Below are 17038 nucleotides of genomic sequence, written 5' to 3' on the forward strand. Positions count from 1 at the left end.
ATGACGCGCATTCGGTCCATCGATCTATACGCGATTGCGCTGCCGCTGATCCGCCCGTTTATCATCGCCTACGATACGTTCCGCGAGATGCCGACGATACTGGTCCGGCTGGAAACGGACGAGGGAGTCGTCGGATACGGGGAGGCTACTCCGGACGAGCATGTGACCGGAGAGACCTACTGGAGCACGATCGAGGTCATCAAGCATCATCTGGGTCCGGCTGTGCTCGGAGAAAACCCGTTTTCCATCGAGCGGATTCACGAGAAGATGAACCAGAAGGCAAAGGGAGTCCCGGCGGCCAAGGCGGCGCTTGACATCGCCTGCCACGACCTGATGGGCAAGCTGGCGGGACAGCCGCTTTACCGTTTGCTGGGCGGTCCATCCCACGATGAACTGGTCATTCCTTATGTCATGAGCATTCAGCCGCCGGAGGTGATGGCGGAAGAGGCCAAAGCGGCTGTCGCTGAAGGGTACGGAACCCTGAAGCTGAAGGTCGGGACGGATGTTGCGACGGATGTGGCCCGGGTGCAAGCTGTGCGTCAGGCGGTCGGGCCCGATATCAGGCTCCGCGTCGACGTCAACCAGGGCTGGGGTTACGCAGCCGAGACCTTGCAGGCGCTGAAGCATCTGGAGGGGTGCGGCATCGACTGGATCGAGCAGCCGGTTCACGCCGACGACCTGGACGGCATGGCCGATATTCGCCGGAAGACGACGATCCCGGTGATGGTCGACGAAGGGCTGCTGGGAGACAAGGAGATGCGGCAGATCATCCGGAAAAATGCCGCGGACTGGATTAACATCAAGCTGATGAAATGCGGCGGACTGTATCCGGCAGTACGGTTGGTCCACCAGGCGGAGATGGCGGGAATCCGCGTGCAGATAGGCTCGATGGTGGAGTCGGCGGTTGCCACCGCGGCGGGAGCGCATCTCTCGCTGGCAAAGAAAAACATCTGGTCCAACGAAATGGTCGGCCCCCGGATGTTTGCCAAAGACGTGGCGGACTTCCCTGTTTCCGGCGACCGCATCCGGCTTGGCGAGTCGCCGGGCCTGGGAATCGCAGTGAACGAAGAGACCGTCACGTCTTTGACGCGCATTCACGTGAAATTGGCATAGCATAAATGAGCTCCATCGGGTACACTTTGGGGAATAAGGATTGCGCGTTCGTCGCCTTCCAATTCGGACAAAGCGAGTGTAGACGATGGAGCTTCGTAATTTAAGGACCTTTCAGGTCGTCGCCGAACATTTGAATTTGACCAAAGCAGCCGAGCATCTGGGCTACAGCCAGCCTACGATTACCTTGCAAATCAAGGCGCTGGAAAGGGAGCTGGGCCATTCTCTCTTAAACCGGGTGGGCAAGAAAACATTCCTGACTCCGGCGGGCAAGGTGGTCAAGCAGTATACGGAGCAGCTGTTTTCCGTCATGCAGCTGATGGAGGAGGAGCTGAACCAGCTGAACGACCCCTTCGGCAATCTGATTGTCGCCGCTCCCGAGTTTTACTGTACCCAGTACATGCCGCACATGCTCAAAACGTATCTGGAAATGCATCCGCAGGTGAATTTGCAGGTGATTTCCTGCAGCAGCCAGGAGGCGCTGCGCAAGGTGAACAACCATGAAGCCGACATCGGCATTATCGCCGGAACATGCGATCTTCCGGATATTTATGCAAGCGTCGTCGATCTGGAGGAGTTCGCGCTGGTAGCGACGCCGGAAATGATTGCCGGGCGCGGCTTTTCCGAGGTGCTGGAGCAGTATCCCTTCCTGTCCTATCAGGAGGGCTGCAACCTCGACGGGTTTATCAGCCAGTGCCTCGCGGAAATCAACTACGTCCCCCAATCCGTCATCAAGTGCACGAGCGAAGAGACGATCAAGCGGTCGGTGCTCAACCACACAGGGGTGGCCTTTCTCAGTACTGCTCTGATACAAGCAGAGCTCCGTTCCGGCGCAGTCGAGGAGCTGCACCGTTTTTCCCGGCGGGCGGAGACTTCGATTATTTGTTTAAAGCGTCGAAAAGACGAGGCGGCGATTCAGACCTTCGCCGAGCTGGTGGCGGATGTGTGGCAAAGCGTTCGGGAAAATCAGTAAGGCCGACGTCTCATGCTGCGAGAAAGTGCATAGAAAAGGGAAGCCCGATTAGCCTTACTCTAATTGATTGGCTCAAGGTAACTTACTTACCTTGCCATTTTGGACAGCGTAAGCAATTTCTCTTTTTGTGGGTTCACCAATATATTCATTTACATTGATAACAAAAATTTCATCATACATATCAATTTTATGATAGTGAAGCCACTCAAAGAGCTTACCTGTTCGGTAGTCAAAGTCTGCCCTCCAAAAAAGAAAAAGGGAAGCCCTGAAGCTTCCCCAAAACTCAAATTCCTATCTGTAAAACAAATCCAGTTCTATCTATGACTGGATTTGTTTCTCGATTCGATTTATTTTTAAATCTTGTATCGATTGCTTTTCGGCAATAAATTCGACATCCATTCGGAAGGTGTCAACTTTTCTTTCCAGTCTTTCCATCAATGCCATGATGTCTTGAGGTTGGCTTTCTTCCAAGCGAAACACAGATTTTTTGATTTCAACCACTTCTTTTTTAGTTTCAGCTACTTCTTTTTTGATTTCAGCCACTTCTTGATAAATAGTGTTCTGGCCGCTCTCCAAGGCTTCCAGTTTTGACAGGACAAGATCTAACTTATCTTCCATATTCACGCTTGAACACCTCTCTTTCGGCCATTATACCATATCAAAGCATAGTAAGTTTCTCGAGAATTCCCCCTTTATGTCTCAGGAAATCCTGTTTTTGTCCCTTTCGTCATATATATCTAAAGAGTTTGACTATTCAGCCTACGGCAGGTATAATTTGGATAACTTTGTTAGTAAGGTTAACTAACTCTCTGGTGGTGAGTGGCGAAGCGTGCGTTCTTCGAAACGAACAGGCAGCAGCAAACTTGTCAAGAAGTGGAACAAGGAAGAGATTTTGCAGCAGGTCATTTTGCACGGACAGATTTCCCGCGCCGACATTTCCAAGGAAACGCAGCTCAGCCGCCCGTGTGTGTCGGCCCTCGTCGACGAGATGATCCAGGAAGGTCTTTTACACGAAGTGGGCATGGGAGACTCGCGCGGCGGCCGCAAGCCGATTTTGCTGGAGTACAACTACCAGGCTTACGCCATTGCCGGCGCCGTATTTGAAGGCTCCACGCTGGATATGGCGATAGCCGATTTGAAAGGCCAATTTTTGGCCCGGTACCAAAAGCGGCTGTCACAGCCTGCAAATGGAGAGCTGGTCATCGAGGATTTGGCGCAGGGGCTGGGGATGCTGCTGCAGGCAAGCGGCTTGCCCGGCGACCGCTTGCTCGGGATCGGCGTCGGCCTGCCCGGCGTTACCCAGCGCGGAAGCGGAACCGTCAGCTTTTCTCCCAGCACAGGCTGGATGGGTTCGCCGATCCAGAAGACCATCGAGGAGCGGCTGGGCTTGCCTGTCATCATCGACAATGACGTAAACATGATGACGCTTGGCGAGTACGTCCGCGGCGTAGGGGTCGGCTACAGCACGGTCGTCTACATGTATGTAGGCACGGGTATCGGCTCCGGGATCATTCTGGACGGACAGTTTTACCGGGGGAGCCGGGAAGCGGCAGGAGAGATCGGCTTCATGATGATCGGCCCCGCCGATACCAGAAAAGACGGGGCGTCGGGCGTTTTCGAGACCCATTATTCCGCTCCCGGCATCGCGTATAAAGCCAAGGGATTTCTCTCCGACCTCAAGGAAGGGTCGAGTGTCATAGAAGCGCTGATTCAGTGTGCAGACGAGGGATGCGAAGAAGCCGTTCGGCTGCTGGATGAAGTATACCGCAGCTGGGCATGCGGAATCGCCAACATCGTCAGCATCCTGAACCCGGAGCTGTTAATCCTGAGCGGGGAGATGGTCCATATCGACGAAAAAGGGGTGAAGCGGATTCGCGATTGGCTGAATGAATGGGTCCCTGTAGCGCCTCGCCTGGAAAAGGCCAGTCTTGGCGAACAGGCGGGCCTGATCGGCGCTGTCCACAGCGTTTTAGAAGCGTTCCCGTCCACGAGACTGCTGGACAGGTAAAAGAAAAAAGGGGGAGTTAGTTTTGAAACAGTCCAACAGCACACTGAAAAAATGGATGCGCGGCGTGTTTGCCAGCTCGCTGGCCCTGACGGTCGCGGCGTGCTCCGGCGGGGGACAGGAGGCGAAGCCTGCAGATGGCAACAATACAGGCGGGCAGCCTGCCGCGTCCGGCGGCGAAGCGAAGCCGGCCGAGACGGAAGGCGACCAGAAGCTGATTATTTACACCGCCCGGGACAAGAACATCTTCGAAATCGTCCTGCCCAAGTTCAACGAAAAGTATCCGAATATCGAAGTGGAACCGCTTGAGATGGGAGCGCAGCAGATTCTGGAACGCGTACGCGCGGAAAAAGCCAATCCGCAGGCTGATTTTTGGTGGGGCGGCACGCAGTCGGCTCTGAGCACGGCAGCGGATGAAGGCTTGCTGGAGCCGTACAAGCCGACGTTTGCGGACAAAATCCCGGATTTGTACAAGGACCCGCAGGATCGCTGGTACGGTGAAATGCTCCTGCCGGAGGTCATCATGTACAACTCCCAGGCGCTCAAGCCGGAGGAAGTCCCGCAAGATTGGGATGAGCTGATCGATCCCAAGTACAAGGACAAAATCGTAATCCGCAACGTTCTGCAATCGGGAACGATGAGGACCATCTACTCCGCCATGATCTACCGCCAAGGATCAGACACCCCGGAAAAAGGCTATGAGTGGCTCAAAAGGCTTGACGCCAACACCAAGGAATACACCCAGGACCCGACCAACCTCTATCTCAAGATGGACCGCCAGGAAGGCGTCATTTCTCTGTGGAACCTGCAAGACGTGCTGATTCAGAGCAAACAGAACAACCATCCATACGACTTCATCTATCCAAAGAGCGGGGCACCGATCCTCGTTGACGGCGTCGGCTTGATCAAAGGCGCGAAAAACGCGGACGCGGCCAAGAAGTTTTACGAATTCCTGTTCAGCCCGGAAATTGCCGCCCAGCTTGCCAAGGAGCGCTACCAGTTCCCGTCCCGCACAGACATCAACAAGGACGAACTGCCTGACTTCATGAAAAACCTCGAGCTGAAGCCGCTGGAGCTGGATTGGAAGGTCATGGCGGAAAAAGAAAAAGAATGGATGCAGCATTGGGACGAAAACATCAAAGGCAAAGGAAAGAAGTAACCGGTTTCGGCCAGACGGGGAGGCGTAAGTCCGCTCCGTCTGGCTCTGCATAAAGGTGGTCATAAGCGATCACTGCCGGACCGGGCCCATTTTTGTTAGGGAGGACACCTGATGAGCAGCGTAACACTGGATCACGTACACAAGCGATTTGGAAATGCCAAAGGGGTAGAGGACGTCCACATTCATATCGAATCGGGAGAATTCTTCACGTTTTTGGGCCCCAGCGGCTGCGGGAAGACAACGACCCTTAGAATGATCGCCGGCTTTTACTACCCGACGGAAGGACGCATTTCGTTTGGCAGCCAGGATGTGACGATGCTGCCGCCCAACAAGCGCAACACCGGGATGGTTTTCCAAAATTACGCCCTGTTTCCGCATATGACGGTGTTTGAAAATGTCGCTTTTGGCCTGCAGGTTCGAAAAATGACGAAAGCCGACATCAAAGAACGCGTGGAGAGGATCATGAAGCTGGTCCGTCTAGACGGGTACGGCGAACGGCGGATCGACCAGTTGTCCGGCGGCCAGCAGCAGCGCGTCGCTCTCGCCCGGGCCCTCGTCATCGAACCGCAAATTTTGCTGCTCGACGAACCGCTGTCCAACCTGGACGCGAAGCTGCGGGAAGAGACGCGTTACGAAATCAAACGCCTGCAGATGGAGCTGGGCATCACGACCATCTACGTGACCCACGATCAGGCGGAGGCGATGTCGATGTCCGACCGGATTATGGTCATGAACAGCGGTGTGGTGCAGCAAATCGGGACGCCGCACGAAATCTACCATCGGCCAATAAACCGCTTCGTCGCTTCCTTTATCGGCGAGACCAATCTGTGGGAAGCGACAGTGACGGGAATTGAAGGCCAGGACGTCTATGTCCAGCTGACGTCCGACATTTCCCTCTGCGGCTCCGTGCAGCAGGCATCCCCGCAGGTTCGTTTGGCGGTCGGAGAAAAGGTAGCGCTTTCGATTCGTCCCGAAGCGGTTCGGGAAAGTGCGGGAGCGGACGGTGAGAACGTGGTGAGAGGAACCGTGGCGCTTGCCGAGTTTACCGGAGCATGCGTCAACTACGTGACCAGCGTCGGACCCCACCAGCTGAAGAGTATGTTTATCAACGAAGGAAGCGCTGTCAAACAGCCAGGAGAAGCCATTTCCCTGCATATACCGAAAAACAGCATCTACTTTGCCGGATAAGGAGGAAAAGCGATGAGAGCAGAGCTGCAGCCAGGATCGGCACCCGCAAGGCGAATGTCGTTTACCTCTTCGCCGGCATTTGTGTATGTACTGGTTTCGCCGCTGTTTTTGATCTTGCTGGCGTACGTCATTTACCCGCTCTGGGAAACGTTTGTCGCCAGTGTCCACATCGATGGAGAGACAACGTGGAAAAACTACGCCCGCTTTTTCAGTCTGGAGCATACAGCCAATCTGGAGGCGTTGTGGACCAGCATTTATATATCCGTCTTAAGCGTCATCAGCTGCGGCGTTGTCGGAGTGACGATGGCTTTTTTGCTGGAGCGCTACGAGTTTCCGGGGCGAAAAATCCTGTCTGTGCTGGCCTTGGTCCCGATGGCCCTGCCACCGCTGATCGGCGTGCTTTCGTTTACGTTTCTGTATGGAGAGAGCGGCATTTTCCCCCGGGCGTTCAAGGAACTGTTTGGGCTGGCCCAGGTTCCGTTTTCCTTGAAAGGAATCTGGGGCGTTGTCGTCGTTCACACCTTTACGATGTACACCTATTTCTACATGACCGCCTCGGCGGCGATCAAGGGGCTTGATCCGTCCCTGGAGGAGGCGGCCGCAAGCCTCGGGGCGGGGCGCTTTACCGTGTGGCGGAGAGTCATTTTGCCGATGCTCACCCCTGCGCTGGTCGCCTCGTCTCTGCTGGTGTTTATGATTTCGATGGCGTCCTACACGGCGCCGCTCATCTTCGGCATCGACCGGACGATGACGATGCAAATATACCTCTCCCGGACAAATGGCGATCTGGACATGGCGGCGACGCAATCGACGATCTTGTCGATCGTGTCGGTAGCCTTCCTCCTGTTGATGCGCTGGTATCAGGGAGCGCGCAACTATCAAAACCAGAGCAAGGGCGTCAGTGTGCACAGAACGGAAATCAAAAGCAAGACCGGCCGCTACGTGTCGATCGTGCTGGCCTTTATCGGCGTCGTCATCCTGATGCTGCCGATCCTGGTGCTCGTTTTAATTTCCTTCTCCGTAGACGGCACATGGACCGTCCAGATTTTGCCGCCGAAGTACACGGTGGAGCATTATCTCGACTTGTTTACCGACAAGAAAACGTGGCGGCCGATCATGAACAGTCTGGAGCTGAGCGCGATCGCCACGATTGGGATCGTCCTGTTCGGGGTAGCGGCGGCATACGCCATGGTGAGGCTGCGCTTTCGCGGGAAAACGCTGCTCGACGTGCTGATCATGCTTCCCTGGGCACTGCCAGGCACGGTCGTGGCGGTCAACCTGATCGCGGCCTTCAGCGAGCCGACCGCGTTCAGCTTCAACCAGGTGTTGATCGGCACCTTCTGGATCATCCCGCTCGCCTACTTCGTCCGTCATTTGCCGCTTGTGTTCCGCTCGACGTCGGCTACCCTGATGCAGATGGACCCGTCCGTCGAAGAGGCGGCGCGAAACCTGGGGGCCACATGGTGGTACAGCTTCCGGCGCGTTGTCTTTCCGATGGCGTTCGGCGGAATACTGGCCGGCACGCTGCTCGCCTTCGTCCAGTGTATCGGCGAGTTCGTGGCTTCCATCCTGATCTTTACCCCGCGGACCACGCCGCTGTCCGTGGCCATTTTTCAAAAGATGTATTCGTTTGAGTTCGGTACCGCATGCGCCTACGGCGTCTTGCAAATCGCGGTTATCATCATCGTGCTGTTCGTCTCCAGAAAACTGACCGGCGACAATGCGGGAACGGCGGTTTAACCAGGCAAAACGCCGAAAAGGAGGAGCTTCACGTGGGAGAAAGCGACGCAAGGGAGAAGCCAGTCCATGCGGGAATGGGGGAGGGCATCGCGTGTCCGCCTATTCCTGTCTCCGCACGCCCCCTGCACGGGGAGCACGGACTGATTGATTTGTGGACGGCGATCAAGCCGCTGGCGACGATTGCCAGCGCGATGAATACAGGAGCGCATCCGGACGATGAACACAGCTCGATGCTCGCCTATCTGGCGCTGGGCAAAGGCGTGCACACCTCCAGCGTGATCGCGACGCGGGGGGAAGGCGGGCAAAACGAGATCGGCTGCGAGCTGGGGAGCGCACTGGGAATTATCCGTACAAGGGAGCTGGAGGAAGCTTCCGCCAAAAGCAACGTCACCTTGGGGATTCTCAGCGAGGATTTGGTCGATCCGATCTACGACTTCGGATTTTCCAAGAGCGCGGAGGAGACCTTTGAAAAATGGGGAGAGTCGATCGTATACGAGCGATTGGTCCGTAAAATCAGGGAGCTGCGCCCCGACGTGGTGATATCCTGCTTCGAAAACGAGCCGACTACGCACGGCCATCACCGGGCGATCACGATCCTGACCGAGCGCGCTTATCGCGAAGCGGCCGATCCCCAGGTGTTTCCCGAGCATCTGAAGCGAGGCCTGTTGCCCTGGCAGATCAAAAAGCTGTACGTGCCGGGCAGTCCCGATGACTATCACGTGGCCGTGCCGGTAGGAGAATACGACCAGACCTACGGCGCCTCTTACGTGCAGCTCGGCGAGCGCTCCCGCTTTATGCACAAGACACAGGGAATGGGCGTTCACTACGACGAGGGGCCGACCTATAATTACTACCGGCTGGATGCTTCGGTCACACCAGCCCAGCGCAAAGAGCGGGACTTTTTCTCCGGGCTGCCCTTTACTTTTGCCGATCTGGCCGAAAATGTGGCGGCGAAGGGAGCCGCAGATGCGGCAGAAGCGCTGCGCCGCTTGCACGAGGCCGCGCTGCAAGTGCTGGACGCTTATCCGCGCTTTGCGGAGGTGGCCAGCCGCGTCCACCGGATGAAGGCCCTGCTAAGGGCCGCGCAGGAGGAAGTGGCCGGAGCCTCCCTGCAAGAAGAGCTGAAAGCAGATTTGCTCTACCGGCTGGGGGTGAAGGACGCGCAGCTGAATCAGGCGAGCGCCGAGGCGCTGTCTCTGGTCGTGAAAATCAAGCCGGAGACAGGCGAGCTGGTCGGGGGGCAAACCACGACCGTTACGGTGACCGCCTACAACGGGGGTTCCCTCGATGTCGAGCACGTCCAGCTGCGGCTGCGCGTACCCGACGATTGGACGGTCAAGCCGCTGACGCCCACCTGCTTTCCCAAGGTTGGCTACAACCAGACGGTTTGCGCCGTCTACGAGCTGGGCATCCCTGCCCGTGCGCCGCTGTTTCACCCGTACAAATCGCCCGTGTTCGATGTGGAAGCCCACTATTTCGCCTTCGAGACGGCTGCCGCCATCCGCGTAGAGCCGGACACGAGCGTCGCCGTCCTGCCTCCGTACGCATTGACGTTGACCCCCTCGGCGATTGTCCTGAACACGCTGCATCAGGACCAGGCGATTCCCGTCAAGGTGACAGTGAAGCAGTATCGCCCGGGCGCATCGCAGCCGCGGGTCTCGCTCAATGTCCCACCCCGATGGGAAGCGGAACCGGCCTACGCCGAGCTGCCTTTTTCATTCAGGGGAGAAACACAGACCGTCTCGTTTACCGTCCGCACAGAAGGACAGGTGGAAAACGGCAAATACATGCTGTCCGCGCAGGTTCTTTCGGCAGACGGCACGGAAGAGGTTTCGCGGGACGTGCAAGTGATCGAGTACCCCCACGTCGGCAGGAGCTATTTCATCCGTCCGGCTGAATTGACCGTCCAGGCTTTTGACCTGGCCATTCCGGAAAATCAGCGGGTCGGCTACGTGTCCAGCGGCTTTGACAATATCGACAAATACTTGCGGGCAGTCGGGGTGCACTGCGTCAATCTGGACGATTCTGACATCCAGTCGGGCGACTTGTCCCGCTACGATACGATCGTGCTTGGCATCCGGGCGTACGGCTTTCGAAAGGAGCTGATTGCGAGCAACCAGCGTTTGCTGAAGTACGTCGAGGACGGAGGCAATCTCGTCGTCCAGTACCACAAGCCGGAGGATAAATGGAAGCCGCAGCTCGCGCCATATCCAATCTTCATCGGAGAGTCGCTGATCGACTGGCGGGTCACCGATGAACGCTCTCCCGTGCGAATACTGGCCCCCGAACATCCCCTGTTCCATTATCTGAATCGGATCACCGACAGGGACTGGGAGGATTGGGTGCAAGAGCGCTCGATTTACAATCCTTCGCGGTGGGGCAGCGAGTACACCGAGCTGATCGCCACCAGCGACCCGGGCGAGCCGGAATTCCGCGGCATCTTTTTGACCGCACCCTATGGAAAAGGGACCTATACCTACAGCTCGCTGGCCTGGTTCCGCGAGATTCCCCAACTCGTTCCCGGAGCGTTCCGGCTGTTTGTAAACATGATCAGCCAAAAGCAGCAGTAAGTCCGCCGCCAACTGCCGGCACTTTTGATTCTCGTGCATTTCCGATTTTCTTCCGTGGGTCAATCCGTGGCGACAGCATGACACCCCTGCATGGAGGCCATGATTGATAATGCAGGTATTCCTGCAGATAGATCATCTTACAGAGGAAATGGAGGAGGATTCACCTGAGAAAGGGGACTTTTGCCAAGCTGTTTTCCGTCACTTCAGCCGTAGCGCTGGCCGGCAGTCTCGTCCTGCCGCTGGCACCCCAGACCGCTCATGCCGACCGGGGCGTCGTCGACCTGTGGAAAGCGATCAAGCCGCTGACCACGATCGCCAGTGCGATGAACACCGGAGCGCATCCCGACGACGAGCACAGCGCGATGCTGGCGTACCTGTCGCTGGGCAGAGGAGTGGACACGTCCAGCATCATCGCCAATCGCGGCGAAGGCGGACAGAACGAGATCGGCAGCGAGCTGGGCAATGCACTCGGCATCATCCGCACGCGCGAGCTGCAGGAAGCGTCCAAGGTCACCAATGTGACGCTGGGCATGCTCAGCGAACAGATCGACGATCCCGTCTACGATTTCGGCTTCTCCAAAAGCCCGGACGAGACCCTTTCCAAATGGGGAGAAAAGATGGTCTATGAACGGCTGATCCGGAAAATCCGGGAGCTTAGACCCGACGCAGTCATTCCCGCTTTCCTGAACGAGCCGTCCACGCACGGACATCATCGCGCCATCAACGTGATTACCGTCAGGGCGTTTGAGGACGCCGCCGACCCGAGCGTGTTTCCCGAGCATCTGGACCAGGGGCTTGCGCCGTGGCAAATCAAAAAGCTGTACGTCCCGGCATCAGAAAAGGATTACGACGTCAGAGTGCCGGTAGGAGAGTACGACGAGATTTACGGAGCCTCGTACCTGCAGCTGGGCGAGGAATCTCGGTTCATGCACAAGAGCCAGGGGATGGGGCGGCACTATGACGAGGGTCCGAGCTACAGCTACTACAAGCTGGAGAAGTCGGCTGCCCCGGAGAAAACGGAGAGAAAGGCAAGGGAAAAAGACCCCGATTTCTTTGAAGGCATTGCCTATACATTTGACGATCTGGCCGAGGAAGTGAAGGAAGCCGCGGGCGGAGGCAAGCTGGCGGCAGAGCTTTCCGCGCTGCAAAAGGACGCCGACCGGGTGATCGCCGCCTATCCGAGCTTCGCCAACGTTGCCGAAGAAGTCCACGCGATGCTTGCCGATGTCAGGAAGACAAAGGCTGCCGTGGAGGCATCCGGTCTGGAGCGCACGGCGAAGCAGGATGTGCTGCATCGGCTGAAGGTAAAAGAAAAGCAGCTGGACAAAGCGTGCGCCGAAGCGTTGTCGCTCGTAGCCAAGGTACAGCCGGAGACCGGCGAGCTGGTGGCTGGTCAGACGACGAAAGTAACCGTAACCGCCTATAATGGCGGCCAGGTGAAATGGAGCCGGGTCAAACTGAACCTGAATGTCCCGGAAGGATGGAAGGCGCGGGCAACAGGCCCGACGAGCGTAAACGGTCTCGGCTACAGCCAGACGGCAAAAGCCGAATACGAGGTAACGGTGCCAAACGATGCGCCATTGTTCCAGCCGTATCAAAAGCCGCTGATCACGGCGGATGTTGCGGTCACCGCCTTTGGAACGGCTTCTGTCACGCACGTCGTACCCGCGGACGCAGTCGCCGTTCTGCCAGGCTTCGCCCTGTCGGTCAGTCCCGGAGCGACCGTGCTCAATACACTCAAGCCGGAAGAGTCGATCCCGGTCAAGGTGACGGTCAAAAACTACAATCCCGGGGCTGCGAATGCCGCTATTTCGCTGGAGCTGCCTGACGGCTGGTCCGCCGAGCCGAAGTCGCTGCCGGTTTCCTTCGCCGCCAAGGGCGAGACCAAATCGGCAGCGTTTACGGTCAAGGCGGCGGCTTCGGTGAAGCCTGGCAAATCCAGGGTAACGGCAGTCGCTCGCGGAAACGGAAAGGAAAGCACCCAAGGGGCCCAAGTGATCCGTTATCCGCACATTGGCACCACGTACTTTATCCAGCCGGCAGAGGTGGCGATCCAGGCTTTTGATCTGAACGTGCCGGAGGGATTGAAGGTCGGGTACGTCTCCAGCGGCTTTGACAACATCGACCAGTACTTGCGGCAGGTAGGGGTGGATGTAGTTTCGCTCAGCGTAAGCGACATCGAATCTGGCGATCTCAGCCAATACGACTCGATCGTGCTGGGCATTCGCGCCTACGGATTCCGGCCGGAGCTGATCCCGAGCAATGCCCGTCTGCTCAAATACGTGGAGGACGGAGGCAATCTGGTCGTCCAGTACCACAAGCCGGAAGACAAATGGAAGCCGGAGCTGGCGCCGTATCCGATCACCATCGGTACGCCGTTGATCCAATGGCGCGTGACAGACGAGAATTCCAAGGTGACGATGCTGACACCTGAGCATCCGATTTTCAACACGCCCAACAAAATAACAGACGAGGACTGGAATCATTGGATTCAGGACCGTTCCGCCTACAATCCGTCCAAATGGGCAAAGGAGTATGTGGAATTGATCAAAAACGGCGATCCGGGCGAGCAGGAGTTCACTGGTACGTTCCTCACCGCCACATACGGAAAAGGGACGTATACGTACAGCTCGCTCGTCTGGTACCGCGAAATACCCGCGCTGGTGCCGGGAGCGATCCGGCTGTTTGTCAACATGGCCAGTCTAAAGCAGTAATATAGAAAGCAAACGGCAAGGAAAAACGCGGACACCGGATGCAGAAACCGGATACCGGAAACAGACGCTGGAGACAAACAACGGAGACAGACACCGGACAAAAAACCGGACACAGATACAGAAAGTGAGAGGAGAGCGGGAGGCTGCGTTTGTCGGCTGTCCTCCCCGTTTCCCCCTCGGGGCAGCTTTGACCGGAGAACGAACATCCTCTAAAAACAAAAGAAATGGCCGGAAGCCGGAAGGAGAAACACCATGGATACCAAAGAACGGATCTTTCAACAGGAGGGAAACACTTTCCCTGGAAAGACGTATGTCGAAGCAGTATTGGAGCCAGCCTTTACGGAAGCCAAAACCCATCTTTTGACGCCGATGATGGCGATCAACAAGGCCCACCTCGTCATGCTTCGCGAGCAGGAGTTGATCACGGATGACGAAGCCCGGCAGATCGCCCGTGCGCTGCGCGGCATCGATCTGGAAGAGCTGCGCCGCTCCTCGTATACGGGACAATTTGAGGATTTGTTCTTTCAGGTAGAGAGCAAGCTTCTGGAGCTGGCGGGCGATGTCGCGGGCAATCTGCATCTGGCCCGCAGCCGCAATGACATGGGCGTCACCATTTACCGCATGGTGCTGCGGGAAAAATTGCTGGTGACGCTATCGTCGGCTGTCGCCCTGAAAGAGCAATTGCTCCGTTTTGCTGATGAACACGCGGAAACGGTGATGATCGGGTATACCCATACGCAGCAGGCCCAGCCGACGACTATGGCTCACTACATGATGGCGGTGGTCGATTCACTGACGCGGGATATCCGCAGGCTGATCAGCGCGTATCGGACTTGCAACCGCAGTCCGATGGGGGCGGCGGCTCTTACGACGTCCGGTTTTCCGATCAGCCGGGAGCGGGTGATGAAGCTGCTGGCCTTCGACGAGCTGGTGGAGAATGCATACGATGCCATCGGGGGCGCCGACTATCTGGGGGAAGTCGCAACGGCTGTGCAGCTGGCGTCGATCAATCTGGGACGCACCGTTCAGGATATGCTGCAGTGGTGTACACAGGAGTTTGCGGTGTTGAGAGTGGCAAGCCCCTATGTACAGATCAGCTCGATCATGCCGCAGAAGCGGAACCCGGTCTCATTCGAGCACATGCGCTCCCTGCTGTCGTCTTCTGCCGGCAGCGCCGCTACCGTCTTGACGATGATGCACAATACCCCGTTCGGCGACATCGTCGATACGGAGGACGACATGCAGCCGTATGCGTGGCGCAGCCTGTCCGTCCTCGATCAGATGTACCGGCTGATGGCCTGCGTGGTGGGGACGATGGACGTCAACAGGCAAGGTCTGCTGGAGCGGGCCAAGGGCAGCTTTGCCACGGTTACCGAGCTGGCAGATACTCTTGTACGGACGGACCGTTTGTCTTTCCGCACCTCCCACCATATCGTCAGCAGAGTGGTCAAGGAAGCGTTGGCACGCGGACTTCGTGCCGATGAGATCGGACTCGATCTGGTTCACGAAGCGGCGCAGGCTGTCATCGGCCGAAGCTTGGCACTGACCGAACAGGAACTGCGGCAGGCCCTCGACCCGGTTCATTTTGTCGCGATCCGCAAGCTTCCCGGAGGTCCCAGCCCGGATGAAATAAGACGCATGATCGCCCAGCGAAAGCAAGACGGCCAATCCGAGACGGCATGGCTTGGAGCAGAGAAGCAAAGCATTCATCAAGCGATGAGCTTTCTCGATCAGATCACGTCCGAATGGAGTGAAGCATGATGACCGTGACACGCATTCCCCTGTTGGCCGTGGACGGCGGGGGAACAAAGTGTCTGGCCGTATTGGTGGACGACGGACAACAGATCGTGGGAACAGGGCGGGCAGGCTCCTGCAACTACCAGGGCATCGGCAGAGAGGTGGCAGCCCGGGAGCTGGAGACGGCGATACGGACAGCGCTGCGGGAAGCCGGATTTTGGCAGAAGGCAGGGAGTACAGGCGAACACACGTCGGATGTGCTTGCCTGTGACTGCGAGATTCCGGAAAACAGCCGCACCATGGGGATGGATGCGCTGGAAATTGAATGCGCGGTATTCGGACTTGCCGGTCTGGATACGGAATACGACCGCCAAGTGATTACGGACATGGTCGTTTCCGTCCTGCAAAAGCTGGATGTAACTGTACGGCACCTGCTGGTGGAAAACGACGGCTTCGCAGCTCTTCTGGGAGCGACAAACGGGGAGCCGGGAATCCTCGTCATCGCCGGTACCGGTTCGATCGCCTTCGGTGTCAACAAAGCCGGAGAAACTGCCAGATCAGGCGGATGGGGACACAGAGTCGGAGACGAAGGCAGCGGCTATTGGATCGGCAAGCAGGCCGTCACGGCGGTGCTGAAAGCCGCGGATGGCCGGGGAAGCCAGACCGCGCTGATAGACCTGCTGCTGCCGCATATCGGACTTTCCCATGTGGAAGAGCTGTTTAACTGGACATACGGTTCGCAATGCTCCGTCGAAAAAATCGGGGAACTCTCCCTGCTCGTCAGCCAGGCTGCCGACCGTGGAGACAAAGTTGCCCTGGGCATTCTGGAAAAGGCGGGAGAAGAGCTGTTTCATGCGGCCAGAGCAGTGATGGAGCGGCTGGGCATGGACAATGAGCCGTTCAAGATGATCCTGCAGGGGGGCGTCTTGCAAAACGATGAGCGGGTCCGTTCTACCGTCATGCAGAAAATCCGCTCGGCGGCTCCCCAGGTTGTGATCGACAAGGCGCAAAACGAACCCATCTACGGAGTTATTGCCAAAGGATTGGCATATCTCAAAGGGAGAATCGAGAAACATTGAGGTGAAAATGATGAAGCGTTTGATGTTTGTGTTTCCCCATCCCGACGACGAATCCTTCGCATGTGCCGGAACATTGGCAAAGTGCAGGGACGCAGGTCATGAAACATGCCTCGTTTGCGTCACTTCCGGCTGCAAGGGGCGTCCGGGACCGTTTCCGATCCATTGCCGGGAAGAGCTGGCTCGGCATCGGGAACAGGAGCTTGCGTGCGCGGCTGATATTTTGGGAATCGGCAAGCTGGAGCTGCTCCGTTATCCGGACGGCGGGTTGTCGGCAGTAGAGCCGGAAGAGCTTGTGGAGCGCATCAGCCAATTGATCTTGGCTCGGAAACCAAACGCGGTGGTGACGTTTCCGCCGGATGGCGTGACGGGACATCCCGACCATATCGCCGTATCCAATGCCACCGCCGCTGCAGTGGAACGAGCGGAACAGCATTTGCAAAACAGGGAGTGCCCTTCGCTTTATTTCGTTTCCATTCCGCATTACTACGATCATTGCCTCGACAAGGGACCGAGGCCTGCTGTTCCCATTACAGGAAAAGTGGACATCACGCTGTACCGTGAACGAAAAGCGGAAGCGCTCCGTGCCCATCAAAGCCAGGAGTATTCAGTCAATCGCGCCTATCCGGGCGTGATGAACGGAGACAGCGGCGTGATCGGATGCTATGAATACTACACGCTGGTGCGTGAAGGAGGCAGGGCCGTCACTCCGGTTTCACCCGAGAAGGAGATACCTTTGATCGACCTGTAGACGTATAATGTATAG

12 protein-coding genes are annotated in these 17038 nt (G+C 57.1%); 11 read left to right on the top strand and 1 reads right to left on the bottom strand.

Annotated elements, in window-relative coordinates:
- Together Q3F21_RS00425 and Q3F21_RS00430 are read left to right on the top strand one after the other, a co-directional pair.
- Entirely contained in the window at positions 1 to 1113 is a 1113-nt protein-coding gene (locus tag Q3F21_RS00425) for a mandelate racemase/muconate lactonizing enzyme family protein (protein WP_340248991.1), read from the top strand.
- A gap of 85 nt (positions 1114 to 1198) precedes the next feature.
- The gene (locus Q3F21_RS00430) at positions 1199 to 2083 is read left to right on the top strand and encodes a LysR family transcriptional regulator (protein ID WP_340248994.1); all 885 of its coding nucleotides are present in this window, start codon (positions 1199 to 1201) and stop codon (positions 2081 to 2083) included.
- Positions 2084 to 2401: 318 nt separating this feature from the next.
- Here Q3F21_RS00430 and Q3F21_RS00435 read toward each other — a convergent pair whose 3' ends face one another.
- Positions 2402 to 2707: a hypothetical protein gene (locus Q3F21_RS00435; protein ID WP_340248996.1), complete on the bottom strand. Its 306-nt coding sequence runs from the start codon at positions 2705 to 2707 to the stop codon at positions 2402 to 2404.
- 205 nt (positions 2708 to 2912) lie between these two features.
- On the opposite strand from Q3F21_RS00435, the gene Q3F21_RS00440 reads away from it, so the two are divergent.
- From Q3F21_RS00440 to Q3F21_RS00480, 9 genes are all read left to right on the top strand, one after another.
- A complete protein-coding gene (locus tag Q3F21_RS00440) occupies positions 2913 to 4091 on the top strand; it encodes an ROK family protein (protein WP_340248997.1) in 1179 nt (392 codons plus the stop codon).
- Positions 4092 to 4146: 55 nt separating this feature from the next.
- The gene (locus Q3F21_RS00445) at positions 4147 to 5247 is read left to right on the top strand and encodes an extracellular solute-binding protein (protein ID WP_425341203.1); all 1101 of its coding nucleotides are present in this window, start codon (positions 4147 to 4149) and stop codon (positions 5245 to 5247) included.
- Between the two features lie 111 nt (positions 5248 to 5358).
- The gene (locus Q3F21_RS00450) at positions 5359 to 6435 is read left to right on the top strand and encodes an ABC transporter ATP-binding protein (protein ID WP_340249001.1); all 1077 of its coding nucleotides are present in this window, start codon (positions 5359 to 5361) and stop codon (positions 6433 to 6435) included.
- A 12-nt stretch (positions 6436 to 6447) separates the two neighbouring features.
- A complete protein-coding gene (locus tag Q3F21_RS00455; protein ID WP_340249003.1) occupies positions 6448 to 8175 on the top strand; it encodes an ABC transporter permease in 1728 nt (575 codons plus the stop codon).
- A gap of 74 nt (positions 8176 to 8249) precedes the next feature.
- Positions 8250 to 10745, top strand: coding sequence for a PIG-L family deacetylase (locus Q3F21_RS00460; protein ID WP_340249585.1), 2496 nt, complete (start codon positions 8250 to 8252; stop codon positions 10743 to 10745).
- Between the two features lie 164 nt (positions 10746 to 10909).
- Complete coding sequence (locus Q3F21_RS00465) at positions 10910 to 13459, top strand: NEW3 domain-containing protein (protein ID WP_340249586.1); 2550 nt, start codon at positions 10910 to 10912, stop codon at positions 13457 to 13459.
- A gap of 252 nt (positions 13460 to 13711) precedes the next feature.
- Positions 13712 to 15220: an argininosuccinate lyase gene (gene argH / locus Q3F21_RS00470; RefSeq protein ID WP_340249005.1), complete on the top strand. Its 1509-nt coding sequence runs from the start codon at positions 13712 to 13714 to the stop codon at positions 15218 to 15220.
- Positions 15220 to 16275, top strand: a complete 1056-nt coding sequence (locus Q3F21_RS00475) for an N-acetylglucosamine kinase (protein WP_340249007.1) — start codon at positions 15220 to 15222, stop codon at positions 16273 to 16275. Before argH ends, Q3F21_RS00475 begins: the two co-directional genes overlap by 1 nt.
- A gap of 10 nt (positions 16276 to 16285) precedes the next feature.
- Positions 16286 to 17023 (top strand): PIG-L deacetylase family protein, encoded by a 738-nt coding sequence (locus Q3F21_RS00480; RefSeq protein WP_340249010.1) that lies wholly within the window; start codon positions 16286 to 16288, stop codon positions 17021 to 17023.
- The last annotated feature ends 15 nt before the right edge of the window (positions 17024 to 17038 follow it).

It is taken from the genome of Brevibacillus borstelensis (genome assembly GCF_037834415.1).
GTDB lineage: Bacteria > Bacillota > Bacilli > Brevibacillales > Brevibacillaceae > Brevibacillus > Brevibacillus borstelensis_A.